Raw genomic sequence first — 16,497 nt, 5'->3', positions numbered from 1 at the left:
TCGGCCAGGAAGATCTCACGACGGGTGTGCTTGCGCTTGCCCAAGCCCTGCGCATCACCGAATGTCAGTTGCATGGATGCATCCTCAAGGTGAGTGCGTCGTGTCGCGCATCTATGGGGAGTTGTTCAGAGGTTCCCTAATGCGCCACCAGCCATTGACCGGTACGCGCACCCAAGAACACCAGCGCCAGTCCGGCCACCAGCGTGATTGCCAGATACACGCCGATTATCGCGGAGCGATCGGTGCGCGCAAACACCAGGCATTCCATCATCAGCGACGAGAACGTGGTCAGCCCGCCGATCACGCCGACAATCAACAAGGCCCGCAGCGGCCAGCTCGACGGCCCGCGCGCATCCAGCCACACCAGCAGCACACCGGCGACGAACGAGCCGAGCAGATTCACCGTCAGCGTGCCCCACGGAAAGCCGTTACCAAAGCGCTGCAGCAATGACGCGCCTATGGCAAAACGCAAGCCCGAACCCAGCGCACCGCCAGTCATCGCCAACAGCAATTGCTGCCACCACACCGGTGCGTTCATGCGTGCACCCCGCAAGCGGCCAATGGGGGTTTCAAAAAGGTGTCGTACATGGTCGGCATCATCCAATTCTGAGCAAGAAACGATGCCGGGGCACAGGCCTGCCGCCCCGGCAAGGGTGGGCAGGCATCATCAGCGCGCAGGGTGCGGGCGGTTCAAGGAGGAATGCCATCTCCTGTGCTGCAGATTATGCGGTCGGCTTTAGTGCCTTGTCAGCCCTGGCCTGTTCGCGCGCGGCGCGCAGACGATCGAGCTTTTCTTTTAGCTTGATCTCCAGACCACGCGGCACCGGGTTGTAAAAGACCCGCTCGCCCATCGCATCGGGGAACCCGGTCTGGTCCAGCGCGATCCCGCCTTCGGCATCATGGTCGTACTGATAGTCCTGCCCGTAACCGAGCGTCTTCATCAGCTTGGTCGGCGCATTGCGCAGATGTAGCGGCACTTCTTGTGTACCTGTGGCGCGCACTTCGGCCCTGGCTTGATTGAAGGCGGCATAGCCAGCGTTGGACTTGGCGGTGCTGGCCAGATACAGCACCAATTGCGCAAACGCCAACTCGCCTTCCGGGCTGCCCAAACGCTCGTAAATGTCCCAGGCTTCCAGCGCCATGCTTTGCGCGCGCGGATCGGCCAGGCCGATATCTTCGATCGCCATGCGGGTCAGCCGCCGCGCCAGATAGCTCGGGTCGCAACCGCCATCGAGCATGCGGGTCAACCAGTACAGCGCTGCATCCGGATTGGAACTACGCACCGATTTGTGCAGCGCCGAAATCTGGTCGTAGAACTGCTCGCCGTTCTTGTCGAAGCGACGCGTGCGGTCGGCCAACACCTGCAGCAACGTCTTCGGGGTGATCTCGCCGCCCTCACCCGTCGCCAGGTCCGCTGCGATCTCCAGCAACGTCAATGCGCGACGCACGTCGCCGTCGGCAGCGGTGGCTATTTCCAGCAGCGAGGCATCGGTGACCTGAATCGTTTCCTGCCCCAGCCCGCGCTCCGAATCGTGCAGCGCACGCTGCAAGGCATCGACGATGTCCTGCGGCGAAACGCTCTCCAGTACATGCACGCGACAACGCGACAGCAATGCAGAGTTCAATTCGAACGAGGGATTCTCGGTGGTCGCGCCAACGAACAGGATGGTGCCGCGCTCGATATGCGGCAAGAATGCATCCTGCTGCGCCTTGTTGAAGCGGTGCACCTCATCGACGAACAACACCGTGCGGCGCCCGCTGGCAAAGCGTTGCGCGGCGTCGGCCAATACCTGACGCACCTCCGGCAATCCCGACAACACCGCCGAAATCGCCTTGAATTCGGCATCGGCGTAGTGCGCAAGCAGCAACGCCAAAGTGGTCTTGCCGCAGCCAGGCGGCCCCCACAGGATCATCGAATGTACATGACCGGATTCCACCGCACGTCGCAATGCGCTGTCGGCGGCCAGCAGACGTTTCTGCCCGACCATCTCGTCGAGAGTACGCGGCCGCATACGCTCGGCCAGAGGGCGCAGATGCTCGCCGTCTACGCTGAGCAGATCGGCTTCAGGATCGATGGGGAGCTTGGTTCGTGCCACGGCGCATTGTATCGCGTAACCAAACGGCCTTCCGCGAAGAAGGCCATTGAGAGTAAGGAGACGTCGAACGAAGGCTTACTGCGCGTCGCCGACCACGTCCACGCCTTTGCCCGGCGTATAGCGGAAGGTGTCTGCAGCGAAGGCCGGATTGCGCTTCCAGCTGCTGAAGCTGATCGCGGTACGCTGGCCGACCGCATCCACCACTTCCATCTTGACCAGACCCTCCTTGCCGAACCCCAGCGAGGCCATCTGGAAGCTGGCTTCGGTATCGACCTTTGGCGTCAGCGACAGCCACTGCAGCCCGTCGCGCGGCGCGGCTTCTTCACTCACGTCGTACTGCTTGTCCAGCCGTGCCGGATCGATTAGCGCGACCAACGGGCTGTTCTGTTCTTCGCTGCCCTGCACGCGCACGGTCACCTGGTCCAAATCGGGATCGAACACCCACACCTTCTTGCCATCGGCGACGATCAGCTGCTTGTAGGGCTTGGCGTATTCCCAACGAAACTGGCGCGGTGTCGACAATGCCACCCGACCACTGGAACTTTCCTTGACCCGGCCATTGGCATCGGAGACCTGCTGGCTGAACTGCCCGTCCAGCCCTGTGAGGCCGCGCGTGAACGTATCCAGCTCCTGACGTGCACCGGCAAACGCGGTGCCGGCGAACAGAGCTGTGACGAGTACGGCATAACGGAGCTGGCGATGCATCGCGGTCTTCCAAAAGGTAATGCAGGGATTCTGATACTTCACAGATGAATGGGCGAGCGCTATCTCACGAGGCGTTCAGATCGCAGCTGCGGGCAGTCAATCCATTTCACTGCGCTGTCTGCACCCTGGACAGATCGCCATACACGATCTGCCCGCGAAAGCCACGCCGCACTTGCTGGTAGAGCTCGCGGAATGCGCGGTAATCCTGCGGCTGACACAGCGCCTGCGGCCCGCGCACTGCAGCGCGTTGCAACCGATGCACCGCCGTCACCGTCTGCCCATGGCGCGTCCAGTCGACCGCGTACTCACCAGCGGCATTGCGAAAGGTGCTGCTGCGCGGGATTGCAATGATCGGCACCGTTGCAGGGAAGCTCACCACATAGGTTTCTTCGCGCACGCTGTCATTGCAGTAGAACGGGGTCAGATTGTCTTCGGCCGAGGTGGTCGTATAAATCCCGCGTGTCGACTCGGCGCCCGGCATGTCGGGCAAGGTCATGCCAACGACCACCGAAAAATCCACCGCATCGTCTGCCTGGAACGTGTAGCGGTAATTGAACGGCGCATCCAGATCCAGCGGGTCGCCCTGGATCAGCAGATCGCCGGTGCCATCGAAGCCGGACTGGGCAATGATCGATTCCTCGATGCGATTGCGATTCTGCGCGTTGAGTTGCACGAACATCGCACGCAAGCCAACCTCGCCGGTCTTCCCGCTATCCAGCGTGGTCACACCCTGCAGCCCGCCCTGCGCGGTGAAGCGATACTCGGTGCGCGCGACATAGCGATTGACCTTGCGATCGTTTGGCGGCGTCTGCGTCACCTTGCCATCGCGCGTATGCACCACCGGCGCGCCCAGATCGCCGGCCGGCAGCTGGCCGAAGCGCGCGTACGGGTTGGTCGAATCCACATACAGATCGAACGCCGGGATGTAGGTGATGGCGTGATTGAAGCGGCCGAGCACCGGAATCGGCGGCAGCGTCGGCCCGCCTTCGGCGCCGATCAGCACCGGCGTGCTGGCGATGCCCTTGGCCGCCAGCAACGCTTCCAGAATCACGGTGTGATCTTTGCAGTCGCCATAGTGGTTGGCCAGGATGCTGTCGGCGCTGTTGGGCTCCAGCCCGCCGTTGCCCAGGTACACCGCCACGTAGCGAATATTGCGCGCCACCCAGGCATACAACGCCGCCGCCTGGGCACGCTGGTCGCTGATGCCACGGGTCACTTCGTCGGCCAATGACTGGATGGCCTGCGTCACCGCAGCGGCGCGCGCGCCTTTGACGTGATAGGCCAGACCCATCTGCGACCAGTTATCGAAGGTGCTGGCCGTCAAGGTCGGGCTGAATTCCCAGGTCGCCGCGCTCCAGTTCTGGTTCTTCATCGGCGTGGCGCGCTGATATCGCCATTCCCAACGCGCCTGATCGCCGCGCACCACCGGCTTGGTGCTGCCCTGCAACCCGCGTGCGGACAAATGCATCGGCAACGCCTTCGGCGCCACCAGCGTGACCACCGCATCGTCGTACTGCGCGAACACGCTAAAGGTTTCCCACAGGCTGAAATAGCCGGGGAAATACGGGGTGTTCTGCGCACGCCGCACGCGATAGACGATGCGCGCGCCCGGCGCCAGATTCGGAAACACCACTACCTTGACCTTGCGGTCGGCGTACATCGCCGCCGACGCACTGGAATAGCTTTCCTGGGTGTAGATCTTGTCGGTCGCCACATCATGGCGCAGGCCTTCGGCGGTGACGGTGTAGGCCTGCAGCACCTCCAGGGTTTCCATCTTCTCGCTATAGCTAAGCCGCACCTGGCTGAACTGCTCCACCGCCGATTTGGTCTTGAGCAGGATCTCGTATTCGTCGGTTTCCACGCTGCTCGCGTCGGCACGTACTTCGTAATCGGCGCGATAGCGCACGAAACTGTAGTTGGTATCGGCCTGCGTGCGTGCCGCTGCGGCGGCAGGCGCGGCCTGCTGCCGGGCCTGGGCCAGCGGCGGCAATGAGATCAGCAGCAGAAGCAACAATGCAGGACGACGCAGCATGGGTCTCGATCACGACGGGCCGGAGCGGCCATTGCGCAACAGGGTAGCCGGTGTGCGCAGCAGCGTCAGGCACCGGCCTCCAACATCGCCGCATTCATGCGCATGCGAACAGGCACATGCAATTTGGATGAGCTCAGACCCCGCGCTACGCGTCAAGCCAACACGCGCAGCGTTGCCATCAGCCAATCACTTCGGCAGCGGCGGGGCCAGCACGGTGCGGTCGCCATTGTGTTCGGGTTGACTCACCACGCCTGCCGCTTCCATTGCCTCGATCAAGCGCGCGGCACGGTTGTAGCCGATCTTCAAGCGCCGCTGCACGCCGGAAATCGATGCACGCCGGGTTTCGGTGACGATGCGCAAGGCCTCGTCATACAACGGGTCGGATTCGTCGCCACCGCCGCCGCTGCTCTCGGGCAAGCCAGTCGCACCGACCACGGTGCCGTCGCCCATGGTTTGCACTTCGTCCAGCACGCCTTCGACATACGACACCGGCCCGCTCGCCTTGAGATGCTCGACCACGCGATGCACCTCTTCGTCGCTGACGAACGCGCCATGCACGCGGTCCGGCAGCGCCGTGCCCGGCGGCAAATACAGCATGTCGCCGTTACCCAGCAGCGCCTCGGCGCCCGACTGGTCCAGGATGGTGCGCGAATCGATCTTGGAACTGACCTGAAACGCAACGCGGGTCGGGATATTGGCCTTGATCAAGCCGGTGATGACGTCCACCGACGGGCGCTGCGTGGCCAGGATCAGATGGATACCGGCCGCACGCGCCTTCTGCGCCAGACGCGCGATGAGCTCTTCGACCTTCTTGCCAACGATCATCATCATGTCGGCGAATTCGTCGATGAAGATGACGATGAACGGCAGCGATTCGAGCGGACGCGGCGCCTCGCCCAGTGCGGGATTGGGCTTGAACAGCGGGTCCATCATCGGCTGGCCGGCGTCGATGGCGTCCTTGATCTTCTTGTTGAAGCCGGCCAGGTTGCGCACGCCCACCGCGCTCATAAGCTTGTAGCGACGCTCCATTTCGGCCACACACCAACGCAGGCCGTTGGCGGCCTCCTTCATGTCGGTGACCACCGGCGCCAGCAGATGCGGGATGCCCTGATAGACACTCAGTTCGAGCATCTTCGGGTCGATCATCAACATCCGCAGTTCCTTGTGCGAGGCCTTGAACAGCAGGCTCAGCACCATCGCGTTGACCGCCACCGACTTGCCGGAACCGGTAGTACCGGCAACCAGCAAATGCGGCATGCGCGCCAGATCGGCCACCGTCGGGCGCCCGGCGATGTCCTTGCCCAACGCCAAGGTCAGCGGGCTGGGCGACTTGTCGTATTCCTTGGAGCGCAGCAGCTCGGACAAGAAGATCATCTCGCGGCTGACGTTGGGGATCTCCAGACCCACCACCGACTTGCCCGGAATCACATCCACCACGCGCACCGATTTAACCGACAGCCCGCGCGCGATGTCCTTGTCCAGCGAACTGATCTGGCTGACCTTGATGCCCGGCGCCGGCTCGATCTCGAAGCGCGTGATCACCGGGCCCGGATACGCCCCGACCACCTGCGCCTCGATGCGGAAGTCCTTGAGTTTGAACTCGATCTGCCGCGACAGCGTTTCCAGGGTCTCTTCCGAATAGCCCTTGGTCTGCGGCTTGGGGTCGTCCAGCAGCGCCAGCGGCGGCAGGTCCGAGCCATCGGTGCTCACGCCCTGGAACATCGGGATCTGGGTATCGCGCTTGGCGCGCTCGCTCTTTTCCACCACAGGTGCCGGCGGCGGCTCAATCTTGACCGGCTCGCGCTTGGCCTGCTTGGCCGCATCGACCTTGCGCACTTCCTCGCGCTCTTCGCGCATGACGCGGGTCTGCTGCCACTCCGTGGCCTGATGGGTCTTGCGCTGCATCAGCGGGCCCAGTGCCAGCACCGCCTTGCCGATGCGCTCCATCACCGCAAACCACGACAACCCAGTCGCCAGCGTGATCGACACCAGCAGCAGCACCAGCACGAATAGATTGGCTCCCAAGGCGCCAAAACCTGAGCTAAGCGCTTCGCTAACCCACTTCCCAAGGTAGCCTCCGGCCTCAGACATCTCCTGGTGGAACAGTCGCAGGTGCAGAAAGCCGGCTGCAGAGACCAGGAATCCCACCATGCCGACCAATCTCAACGCAGGCCCAAGGTCACTTTCGCTCTGCTCTTCACGCTCGCCAATCAGAGCAGTCCAGGCGACGGCACCCAGAATCAGCGGCAGCAGAAAAGCCACGTAGCCGAACCACTGCAGCAGCACATCCGCGATCCAGGCCCCGAATTTGCCGCCCATGTTATGGATCGGAGCGACCAAGTTGCCAGTCCGCGACCAGCCCGGATCGGCGCTCGAGTAGGTGAACAGACTGGCCAGCAGATACAGCAGTAGCGGCGCCACCGCGATCAGTGCCAGATCGCGCCAGAGCTTTTGCCGACGCGGATTGTCCGCCACCGCCGTCTTGCGCGAGGGCGGTTTGCCCTCTGCGGGCTTGCTGCGTTCGGGAACCTGCTTTGCCAACTGTAGCCAGACCTTAGGAAAATGCTGTTAGTGATTGATAATAAACGACTGAAGCCACAGTTTCAGCTGTTGAACATCCACCGGACGCCCCAGCGCTAGGCGGTCAACGAAAAACGCCGCACAAGGCGGCGTCTATAACGTGTACTGGGTGAACCATGCCATCTGCGATTCAAGCAGTTCCATCGCGCCGCCTTGATTCACCGGGTGGGGACCGCCACTCTATGCCGCCACAGGGGCGCGAAGACCATGCGCCAGCCCTGCCTTTTTCTAGATCGCGAGTATACATGAGCCCCTCATCTGCCAGTCCCGCCAAGCATTCCCGCCTGCTGATCCTGGGCTCCGGCCCGGCCGGCTGGACCGCTGCGGTCTATGCCGCTCGCGCCAACCTCAAGCCGGTGGTGATCACCGGCCTGCAGCAGGGCGGCCAGTTGATGACCACCACCGAGGTCGATAACTGGCCGGGCGACCCCCACGGCCTGATGGGCCCGGACCTGATGAGCCGCATGCAGGCGCATGCCGAGCGCTTCGAGACCGAAGTGATCTTCGATCACATCCATACTGCCGATCTCTCGCAGCGCCCGTTCCGGCTGGTCGGCGACGGCGCCGAGTACACCTGCGATGCGCTGGTCATCGCCACCGGCGCCACCGCCAAGTACCTTGGCATCCCCAGCGAAGAAGCCTTCAAGGGCCGCGGTGTCTCAGCCTGCGCCACTTGCGATGGGTTCTTCTATAAAGACCAGGACGTGGTTGTGGTCGGCGGCGGCAATACGGCAGTCGAAGAAGCACTGTACCTGTCCAATATTGCCCGTAAGGTCTACCTGGTGCACCGCCGCGACACCCTGCGCGCCGAAAAAATCATGCAGGACAAGCTGTTCGCCAAAGTGGTAGCGGGCAAGATCGAAACCGTCTGGCACCACGCCATCGATGAAGTGCTGGGCAACGATGCCGGTGTCACCGGCGTGCGGGTCAAGTGCACCATCGACGGCAGCACCCGTGACATCGTCGCGCACGGCTTCTTCGTCGCCATCGGCCACCATCCCAACACGCAGTTGTTCGACGGCCAGCTGGCGATGAACAACGGTTACCTTGAAATCCGCTCCGGCCTGAACGGCGCCGCGACCGAGACCTCGGTCAGCGGCGTGTTCGCTGCTGGCGACGTCGCCGACCAGCACTACCGCCAGGCGATCACCTCGGCCGGCTTTGGCTGCATGGCCGCGTTGGATGCCGAGCGTTATCTCGACAAGAGCGCCTGAGGTGGCTGCTGACCGCCGGCCGCGCCTCGCGGGAAGTGCCACTGCCGGCGGGCGGTGCGCGTGAGCGTTACCGCCCGCTGGTGTCGCCGGCTGGACGAGCTTCAGGCCAGCGCATGGGATGCTTTGCATGGCGGTACGCATCCCTTCGTGTCCTACGCTTTCCTGCAAGGCCTCGAGCGTGAGGGTTGCCTGCGTCCGGATTGGGGCTGGAACCCGCTGCACCTGACATTGTGGGATGGCGACACGCTGGTCGCCGCTGCCCCGGGGTATCTCAAGAACAATTCGCACGGCGAGTTCGTGTTCGACCATGCCTGGGCGCATGCCTATGCACGCTATGGGCAGGAATACTTCCCCAAGTGGCTGTGCGGCATACCCTACTCGCCGGTAACCGGCCCGCGCCTGCTCGGCGCCGCCAAGTGGCGCCCGCAACTGCTCGCGGCGATGCGGGAGCTGGTGGAACGCAGCGGGCTGTCGTCGGCCCACGTGAACTTCCATCCGGCCGACGAAGACGACGCCTTCGATGCCGACTGGCTGGAGCGCAACGACCTGCAATACCACTGGCACAACGCAAGCGGCTGGACCGATTTTGAGACGTTTCTTGCAGCGATGGACCACAAGCGACGCAAAAACATCCGCCAGGAGCGCGCCAAGGTGCAACGTGCCGGCGTGCAGTTGCGCGTGGTGCACGGCGACGAGGCCAGCGAGGCCGATCTGTATGCGATGTATGGTTTCTACCTCAAGACCTTCAACGAGTACGGCAACTCGCCCGCATTGACGCCGGAATTCCTGCAGCATCTGGCCCAGCACCTGCCACGTCAATTGGTGATGTTTCTGGCAGAACTGAACGGACACCCAATCGCCGGCGCGCTCTGCATGCGCGGCTACGACACACTGTACGGGCGCTACTGGGGCGGCGAAGCGCTGCCGGGGCTGCACTTCGAAACCTGCTACTACCAGGGCATCGAATACTGCCTGCGCGAAGGACTGACCCGTTTCGAGCCGGGCGCACAGGGCGAACACAAGATCGCACGCGGGTTTCTGCCGACGCTGGTGCGCAGCCGCCACTGGATTGCGGACTCCGCCTTTCGCGAACCGCTGGCGCAATTGTGTTCGGACGAACGCCAGACCGTTGCCCAGCATGCGCGCGAGCTGTTCGAGCACAGTCCGTTTCGCGATTAAAGGCGCGTGCGCCTGCAGGTGAGCGCAGTCGTTTTAGTAGGCGCCTTCAATGCGAACGGCGTGACACGCTCTAAACTCCCCGGATGTCGCGCACCCTTCCCTACCTGCTCGCCACCGATCCTGCCGCGCCGTTCCCGCCCGCCGAGCACGCATTGCGTGAGCCGGACGGTCTGCTCGCACTTGGCGGCGATCTCTCGCCGCAGCGGTTGCTCAACGCGTATGCGCACGGCGTGTTCCCGTGGTTCTCGGACGACCAGCCGATCCTGTGGTGGAGCCCGGATCCGCGCACTGTCTTTCGTACCGATGCCGTGCATGTGTCCTCGCGCTTCCGGCGCGCGTTGCGCAGCAGCACTTGGACCGTGCGCGCCGACATTGCGTTTGCGCAGGTGATCGACGCCTGCGCCTCTGTTCCGCGTGCAGGCCAGCACGGCACCTGGATCACCACCCTGATGCAGCAGGCCTACATCGAACTGCATCGCCTTGGCCACGCGCATTCGTTGGAAGTGTTAGACGGCGCGCGCTTGGTTGGCGGCATCTACGGCGTAGCGATCGGCCAGATGTTTTTCGGCGAAAGCATGTTCAGTGCCGAAAGCGGCGGCTCCAAGGTGGCGCTGATGGCGCTAGCCGACTATCTGCATGCCTGTGGATGGCCGCTGATCGATGCACAGGTGGAAAACCCTCACCTGATGCGTCTGGGCGCGCAACGCCTGCCACGCGCAGAATTCCTGCAGCAGGTGCTGCGACAGGTCACCCAACCCGCGCTGCCCGGTAACTGGTCCGAGCGCTACGGCGAGCGACCTGCCAGCACGCTCGCTGAAGTCCGCTTAACATAAAATTTGCACCCCGGGGAGATGGAGCGTAAAATGCGGTCCCTTACGGCCCTCCCGGGCCAGCCGTGATTGCACAGGATTACATGTCGAAAGACGACTCCATTGAATTCGAAGGCAGCGTCAGCGAGACGCTCCCCAACACCACGTTCCGGGTCAAGCTGGAAAACGGGCATGAAATCATCGCCCACATTTCCGGCCGTATGCGCAAGAACTACATCCGCATCCTGACCGGCGACCGTGTGAAAGTTGAGATGACTCCCTACGATCTGACCAAGGGTCGTATTACCTACCGCATGAAGTGAGCGGTTCTGGTCTGAGACGCGAGGCGGCCACTGGCCGCTTTTCGTCGTAGCTGCGATTTGCGGCCAGATACAGAAGTTCTGTGGGCCGATTCGTTCGTTTACACAGACTCTGTCAAAAAAAGCGCATCGCACAAGCCTCCCCGATGGCGGCAGTCACAACGACACCTGATCGCGCCAGGCCCCCCTGCACTCACCAAGCGCTCTGCACTTAAAAGCAAAGCGTGATGCCGCAGACACAAAAAAGCCGCTCGAATGAGCGGCTTTCTCGTTTCAAGACCGTAAGGCGATCAGTCAACGGTCGCCGGCAGCAAACGCTCCGGTTCCGGATGCGCCTCCACCACCAGCTCGCCATCCTTGACGTCGATATTGACCCGGCCACCGGCAATCAGCTTGCCGAACAACAACTCGTCGGCCAGCGGGCGCTTGATCTTCTCCTGGATCACGCGCGACATCGGGCGTGCACCCATCAGCGGATCGAAACCATGCTGGGCCAGCCAGTCGCGCGCAGTCGGTGTGGCCGACAGCGAGACGTGCTTTTCCTGCAACAGCATTTCAAGCTCGATGATGAACTTGTCCACCACGCGCAGGATCTGATCGAAGCCCAGCGGCTGAAACTGAACGATCGCATCCAGACGATTACGGAACTCCGGCGTAAAGCCGCGACGGATCGACTCCATCGCATCGGTGGAGTGATCCTGCTTGGTGAAGCCGATCGACCGCCGCGATGCCTGGGTGGCACCGGCATTGGTCGTCATCACCAGGATCACGTTCTTGAAGTTCGCCTCGCGTCCGTTGGTGTCGGTGAGGATGCCGCGGTCCATGACCTGCAACAGGATGTTGAAGATGTCCGGGTGCGCCTTTTCCACCTCGTCGAGCAGCAGCACACAGTGCGGCGTCTTGACGACCTTCTCGGTCAGCAAGCCGCCCTGATCGAAACCGACATAGCCCGGAGGCGCGCCGATCAAGCGGCTGATCGAATGCGCTTCCATGTACTCGGACATATCGAAGCGCACCAGCTCGATACCCAACTGCAGCGCGAGCTGCTTGGTCACTTCAGTCTTGCCCACGCCAGTCGGGCCGGCAAACAGGAAGTTGCCGATCGGCTTTTCCGGATTGGCCAGGCCAGAGCGTGCGAGCTTGATCGACCCGGCCAGCGTCTCGATCGCCGGGTTCTGCCCGAAGATCACCATCTTCAGGTTGCGCTCAAGATGCTGCAGCACGTCCTTGTCGGTCGCGCTGACCTGCTTTGCCGGAATCCGCGCCATCTTGGCGACGATGGTCTCGATCTCTTCGATATCGATCAGTTCCTTGCGCTTGCCTTCCGGCATTAGCCGCTGGCGTGCACCGGCTTCGTCGATCACATCGATCGCCTTGTCCGGCAGCAACCGGTCGCCAATGTGCTTGACCGACAGATCCACCGCGGCCTGCAGCGCGTCGTCGGCGTAGGTCACGCCATGGTGCGCTTCGTACTTTGGCTTGAGGCCCTGAAGGATTTCGAAGGTCTCGCCCACGGTCGGCTCTACGATATCGATCTTCTGGAAGCGACGCGCCAACGCACGATCTTTTTCGAAAATGCCGCGGTATTCCTGGAAGGTGGTCGAGCCGATGCAACGCAGCTCGCCCGAGGACAATGCCGGCTTGATCAGATTGGACGCATCCATGGTGCCGCCCGAGGCAGAACCCGCACCGATGATGGTGTGGATTTCGTCGATGAACAAAACCGCATTGGGCACCTTCTTCAGCGCCGCCAGCACGCCCTTGAGGCGCTTTTCGAAGTCGCCGCGGTATTTGGTGCCGGCCACCAGCGCACCCAGATCCAGCGAGAAGATCACCGCATCGGCCAATACTTCCGGCACGTCGTTGTCGACGATGCGCTTTGCCAGACCTTCGGCGATTGCGGTCTTGCCTACGCCAGCCTCGCCCACGTACAGCGGGTTGTTCTTGCGCCGGCGGCACAGGACCTGGATGGTGCGCTCGATTTCGTCTGCGCGGCCGACCAATGGGTCGATCTTGCCGTTGCGGGCCTGCTCGTTGAGATTGGTGGCGAACTCGGCCAGCGCATCGCCCTTGGCCTCGCCCTCCCCAGCCTCGCTCTTGGGCTCGCCATCGGATGCGGACGGCTGTTCGCCATCTTCACCCAGCTTGGCAATGCCGTGCGAGAGGTAGTTGACGATATCCAGACGGGTGATGTCTTGCTGATTCAGGAAATACACCGCGTGCGAGTCTTTTTCGCCGAAGATCGCGACCAGCACGTTGGCGCCGGTGACTTCCTTCTTGCCCGAAGACTGCACGTGATAGACGGCGCGCTGCAGCACCCGCTGGAAGCCCAGGGTGGGCTGCGTGTCGCGGCCGTCGTCTTCTGCCAGACGCGAGACCGAGGCCTCGATCGCCTGTTCCAGATCATTGTGCAAGCGCACCTGATCCGCACCGCAGGCCTTGAGCACGGCCTGGGCGGAGGGATTGTCCAGCAGCGAGAGCAGCAGGTGCTCAACGGTCATGAACTCATGACGCGCCTCGCGTGCTCGCTTGTAGCACTGGCCGATGGTTTGCTCTAGGTCTTTGCTGAACATTGGTAACTCCGAACGGCTGTTGCAAACAATATGCGGCTTTTGTTGGGATTTACCACAACCCTATCGGATAGGGATGTTCAGACGACGTTATCATGCGATTGCGGCCACAGTGTTGCACTGCTGGAATGATCCTGCGCCGAGGTCAGCTCTGCTCCATCGTGCACAGCAGAGGATGCTGGTTCATCCGCGAGAACTCGTTGACCTGAGCCACTTTGGACTCGGCGACCTCACGGCTGTAGACCCCGCAAACGCCGCGTCCGCGGGTATGGACATGCAGCATGACCTGCGTCGCCTGCTCCAGGCTCAGGTTGAAAAACTGCTCCAAGACGGTCACCACGAAGTCCATCGGGGTGTAGTCATCGTTCAGCAGAAGCACCTGATAGCGCGGCGGTGGCGCTACTTCAGGCTTGCTCGCTTCGACCATCAGGCCGTGATCGTGTTCGTGCGTAGTATTACTAGGCATATGGTCATTATACGGTTCATCGTTGCGCGCATTGGACGATTTGCGCTGCGGCCCGCACAATTTGTCTCCGATTCCCTGGCTGGCCCTTGATGACCCACTCTGTGACCGCGCTGCCGCTGGCACCGTCGTGCAGCTCCGATATACAGCCATCCGTGCCCAACCTCGGCACGTGCGGTCGATTGAGCCGAACTGTGAGCCGGGCTGAGATCGTTGCGGGCACGGACGCAGCGACTGGGTTCCCCATTGGTCAGATCCAAAGCCAATGAACACGCCCGAACAGCGCTGGCACCCGGATGTCACCGTCGCCACCGTCGTGTTGCGCGACGGGCGCTTCCTGCAGGTCGAAGAGTCCATCGGTGGCCGCCTGCTGTTGAATCAGCCGGCCGGGCATCTGGAGCCGGACGAAAGTCTGCTGGAGGCGGCGGTGCGCGAAACCTTGGAAGAGACCGGCTGGGAGGTGCGCCTGACCCAGTTCATCGGCACCTATCAGTGGGTCGCGCCGAGCCGTCAGTGTTTCCTGCGCTTTGCCTTCGTCGCCGATGCGCTGACCCATCACCCCGAGCGCAGCCTGGATACCGGCGTGGTACGCGCGCTGTGGATGACGCCGGAAGAACTACGCAGCTCGGCCGAGCGGCCGCGCAGCCCGTTGGTGTGGGAGGTGGTGAAAGACTATCTGGCAGGCCAGCGTTATCCCTTATCGCTGGTGCGGTACGTCGCATGAATACGCCGCGCATCATCGTTGGAGTGTCCGGGGGCGTGGATTCGTCGGTGGCGGCTTGGCGGCTTGCTCAGCAAGGCGAGTCGATCGCCGGCTTGTTCATGCAGAACTGGGCCGACGACGGCAGCGGCGATTGCCGCGCCGAAGAAGACCGTCGCGATGCGGTGGCGGTCTGCGGGGTGCTGGGTATTCCGTTCCACTTTCGCGATTTTTCCAGCGAATATTGGGGTGGCGTGTTCGAGCATTTCCTGGCCGAATATGCAGCCGGACGCACGCCCAATCCGGACGTGTTGTGTAACCGCGAAGTGAAGTTCAAGCATTTCCTGGAGGCCGCCCAGGCGCTGGGCGCCGAACGCATCGCCACCGGCCATTACGCGAGGGTTGCGCACCGGGGAGGACGCTGGCGACTGTTGCGTGGCGCCGACCGCGGCAAGGATCAGAGCTATTTTCTGCATCAGTTGGGGCAGACCCAATTGGCCGCAACGTTGTTTCCGATCGGCGACCTGGAAAAAAGTACGCTGCGTCGCATTGCCCAGGACGCCACCTTGCCGACGCATGCCAAGAAAGATTCCACCGGCATCTGCTTCATCGGCGAGCGCGACTTTCGCGAGTTCCTGGGCCGTTATCTGCCCGCGCGCACCGGTGAGATACGCGACCCGCAGGGGCAGCGCATCGCCGAGCATCCCGGGGTGTTCTATTTCACTCTGGGTCAGCGCGAAGGCCTGAACATCGGTGGCGTGCGCGGGCGTGCTGCGGCGCCGTGGTATGTGGTCGGCAAGGATGTGGCGAGCAATGTGTTGTATGTCGACCAGGACCGCGACAGTCCGCTGCTTCAATCGCGCTGGCTGCATTCCGAGCAGGCGCATTGGGTCACCGGAGCGCCGCCGGCGCGCAGCTTCAGCTGCACCGTGCAGACGCGCTACCGCCAGTCCGATGAGCCGTGCATGGTGGAGGTGCAGGACGATAGCAGCGTGCAGGTGCGTTTCGAGCGGCCGCAGCGTGCGGTGACGCCGGGGCAGTCGCTGGTGCTGTACGACGGCAACGAATGCTTGGGGGGCGCAGTCATTGCGGCCACCGATGCACCGATGGAACGCTACTTGGCGGTATCTTCTTTATTTACCTGAGGTAGTGGCTTGATGAGTTCTTCCATGGATCACCGTGTGCTGGCACTGGCAGGCGTCGCCCAGGCCTTGCAGCAGGTGCGGCGGATCGCCGAGACCGGGCAGTCGGAGGCTGCGACGGTGCGCACCGCCATGGACAGCGTATTCCGGGTGGATGCGTCGTCGCCGGAGGCTGTGTACGGCTCGCCAACGGATCTGGCGCCCGGTCTGCGGCTGCTACACAACTATTTCCGCAATCAGGGCCAGGACGAGGTGCTGCCGCGCCTTGCGCTAGCGGTGCTGCAACTGGAGCGCCGCTTCGTGCGCGACACCGCCACCGTCACGACTGTTTCCAACGGAATCGAGGCCGCCGCAGGTCAGGCGCAGACCCTGGGCGACAGCGGCCACCCCGACGTGCTGAGTGCGCTGGGCGCACTGTATGCGCAGACCATCAGCCACTTGCGCCCCAAGGTCATGGTGCAGGGCAACCCGCATTACCTGGGCCAGGCCGGCGTAGTCGCGGAAATCCGCGCGTTGCTGCTGGCAGCGGTGCGCTCGGCGGTGCTGTGGCGACAGATGGGCGGTAGCCTGTGGGATTTTCTGTTCGCCAAGCGCGCGATGATTGAAGCTGTGGACCGCGCGCTGCGCTAGGCAGCGCGACAAACCCGGTTGCTGATGCACGCTAGCGGCCTCAGATTTGCGTCAACA

The 16,497-nt window shown here is 62.8% G+C and carries 14 protein-coding genes and 1 riboswitch; of the genes, 7 read left to right on the top strand and 7 right to left on the bottom strand.

The features are described 5' to 3' along the window. Positions 1-136: 136 nt before the first annotated feature. From crcB to XpopCFBP1817_RS06530, 5 genes are all read right to left on the bottom strand, one after another. Complete coding sequence (gene crcB, locus XpopCFBP1817_RS06550; RefSeq protein WP_128416507.1) at positions 137-538, bottom strand: fluoride efflux transporter CrcB; 402 nt, start codon at positions 536-538, stop codon at positions 137-139. 113 nt (positions 539-651) lie between these two features. Next, positions 652-720: riboswitch (Fluoride riboswitch) on the bottom strand. 2 nt (positions 721-722) lie between these two features. Then, on the bottom strand, positions 723-2,012 hold the full coding sequence (locus XpopCFBP1817_RS06545) for a replication-associated recombination protein A (RefSeq protein ID WP_244171081.1): 1,290 nt from the start codon (positions 2,010-2,012) through the stop codon (positions 723-725). A 159-nt stretch (positions 2,013-2,171) separates the two neighbouring features. Then, positions 2,172-2,843 (bottom strand): outer membrane lipoprotein periplasmic chaperone LolA, encoded by a 672-nt coding sequence (gene lolA, locus XpopCFBP1817_RS06540; RefSeq protein WP_208619561.1) that lies wholly within the window; start codon positions 2,841-2,843, stop codon positions 2,172-2,174. 64 nt (positions 2,844-2,907) lie between these two features. Next, positions 2,908-4,833 carry a DUF3857 domain-containing transglutaminase family protein gene (locus XpopCFBP1817_RS06535; RefSeq protein ID WP_128416504.1) on the bottom strand — a complete coding sequence of 642 codons (1,926 nt, stop codon included), beginning with the start codon at positions 4,831-4,833 and terminating at the stop codon, positions 2,908-2,910. A gap of 186 nt (positions 4,834-5,019) precedes the next feature. After that, the gene (locus XpopCFBP1817_RS06530) at positions 5,020-7,374 is read right to left on the bottom strand and encodes a DNA translocase FtsK (protein ID WP_128416503.1); all 2,355 of its coding nucleotides are present in this window, start codon (positions 7,372-7,374) and stop codon (positions 5,020-5,022) included. 284 nt (positions 7,375-7,658) lie between these two features. On the opposite strand from XpopCFBP1817_RS06530, the gene trxB reads away from it, so the two are divergent. From trxB to infA, 4 genes are all read left to right on the top strand, one after another. After that, positions 7,659-8,627: a thioredoxin-disulfide reductase gene (gene trxB, locus XpopCFBP1817_RS06525; protein ID WP_128416502.1), complete on the top strand. Its 969-nt coding sequence runs from the start codon at positions 7,659-7,661 to the stop codon at positions 8,625-8,627. A 60-nt stretch (positions 8,628-8,687) separates the two neighbouring features. Continuing rightward, positions 8,688-9,806, top strand: coding sequence for a GNAT family N-acetyltransferase (locus tag XpopCFBP1817_RS06520; RefSeq protein ID WP_128416501.1), 1,119 nt, complete (start codon positions 8,688-8,690; stop codon positions 9,804-9,806). An 83-nt stretch (positions 9,807-9,889) separates the two neighbouring features. Beyond that, entirely contained in the window at positions 9,890-10,639 is a 750-nt protein-coding gene (gene aat, locus XpopCFBP1817_RS06515) for a leucyl/phenylalanyl-tRNA--protein transferase (protein WP_128416500.1), read from the top strand. A gap of 80 nt (positions 10,640-10,719) precedes the next feature. Beyond that, positions 10,720-10,938 (top strand): translation initiation factor IF-1, encoded by a 219-nt coding sequence (infA, locus tag XpopCFBP1817_RS06510; protein WP_002813418.1) that lies wholly within the window; start codon positions 10,720-10,722, stop codon positions 10,936-10,938. Positions 10,939-11,225: 287 nt separating this feature from the next. Here infA and clpA read toward each other — a convergent pair whose 3' ends face one another. Together clpA and clpS are read right to left on the bottom strand one after the other, a co-directional pair. Next, the gene (gene clpA / locus XpopCFBP1817_RS06505) at positions 11,226-13,508 is read right to left on the bottom strand and encodes an ATP-dependent Clp protease ATP-binding subunit ClpA (RefSeq protein WP_128416499.1); all 2,283 of its coding nucleotides are present in this window, start codon (positions 13,506-13,508) and stop codon (positions 11,226-11,228) included. Positions 13,509-13,650: 142 nt separating this feature from the next. Continuing rightward, a complete protein-coding gene (clpS, locus tag XpopCFBP1817_RS06500) occupies positions 13,651-13,971 on the bottom strand; it encodes an ATP-dependent Clp protease adapter ClpS (protein WP_128416510.1) in 321 nt (106 codons plus the stop codon). A 262-nt stretch (positions 13,972-14,233) separates the two neighbouring features. On the opposite strand from clpS, the gene XpopCFBP1817_RS06495 reads away from it, so the two are divergent. From XpopCFBP1817_RS06495 to hflD, 3 genes are read left to right on the top strand one after another with little or no spacing between them, the layout of a single operon-like run. Further along, positions 14,234-14,692 (top strand): NUDIX hydrolase, encoded by a 459-nt coding sequence (locus tag XpopCFBP1817_RS06495; protein WP_128416498.1) that lies wholly within the window; start codon positions 14,234-14,236, stop codon positions 14,690-14,692. Next, complete coding sequence (gene mnmA / locus XpopCFBP1817_RS06490) at positions 14,689-15,813, top strand: tRNA 2-thiouridine(34) synthase MnmA (RefSeq protein WP_128416497.1); 1,125 nt, start codon at positions 14,689-14,691, stop codon at positions 15,811-15,813. Before XpopCFBP1817_RS06495 ends, mnmA begins: the two co-directional genes overlap by 4 nt. 12 nt (positions 15,814-15,825) lie before the next feature. Further along, positions 15,826-16,440, top strand: a complete 615-nt coding sequence (hflD, locus tag XpopCFBP1817_RS06485) for a high frequency lysogenization protein HflD (RefSeq protein ID WP_128416496.1) — start codon at positions 15,826-15,828, stop codon at positions 16,438-16,440. Positions 16,441-16,497: the final 57 nt, after the last annotated feature.

It is taken from the genome of Xanthomonas populi (assembly GCF_002940065.1).
Lineage (GTDB): Bacteria > Pseudomonadota > Gammaproteobacteria > Xanthomonadales > Xanthomonadaceae > Xanthomonas > Xanthomonas populi.
The sequence above is the reverse complement of the archived record's forward strand: the minus strand, read 5'-3'. Positions and strand labels throughout refer to the sequence as shown.

What these genes read in the sequence shown, in the direction of transcription:
- crcB (WP_128416507.1), bottom strand. Translation starts at nt 538, where the DNA reads ATGAACGCACCGGTGTGGTGGCAGCAATTGCTGTTGGCGATGACTGGC.
- XpopCFBP1817_RS06545 (WP_244171081.1), bottom strand. Translation starts at nt 2,012, where the DNA reads ATGCGGCCGCGTACTCTCGACGAGATGGTCGGGCAGAAACGTCTGCTG.
- XpopCFBP1817_RS06535 (WP_128416504.1), bottom strand. Translation starts at nt 4,833, where the DNA reads ATGCTGCGTCGTCCTGCATTGTTGCTTCTGCTGCTGATCTCATTGCCG.
- trxB (WP_128416502.1), top strand. Translation starts at nt 7,659, where the DNA reads ATGAGCCCCTCATCTGCCAGTCCCGCCAAGCATTCCCGCCTGCTGATC.
- aat (WP_128416500.1), top strand. Translation starts at nt 9,890, where the DNA reads ATGTCGCGCACCCTTCCCTACCTGCTCGCCACCGATCCTGCCGCGCCG.
- infA (WP_002813418.1), top strand. Translation starts at nt 10,720, where the DNA reads ATGTCGAAAGACGACTCCATTGAATTCGAAGGCAGCGTCAGCGAGACG.
- clpA (WP_128416499.1), bottom strand. Translation starts at nt 13,508, where the DNA reads ATGTTCAGCAAAGACCTAGAGCAAACCATCGGCCAGTGCTACAAGCGA.
- clpS (WP_128416510.1), bottom strand. Translation starts at nt 13,971, where the DNA reads ATGCCTAGTAATACTACGCACGAACACGATCACGGCCTGATGGTCGAA.
- XpopCFBP1817_RS06495 (WP_128416498.1), top strand. Translation starts at nt 14,234, where the DNA reads ATGAACACGCCCGAACAGCGCTGGCACCCGGATGTCACCGTCGCCACC.
- mnmA (WP_128416497.1), top strand. Translation starts at nt 14,689, where the DNA reads ATGAATACGCCGCGCATCATCGTTGGAGTGTCCGGGGGCGTGGATTCG.
- hflD (WP_128416496.1), top strand. Translation starts at nt 15,826, where the DNA reads ATGAGTTCTTCCATGGATCACCGTGTGCTGGCACTGGCAGGCGTCGCC.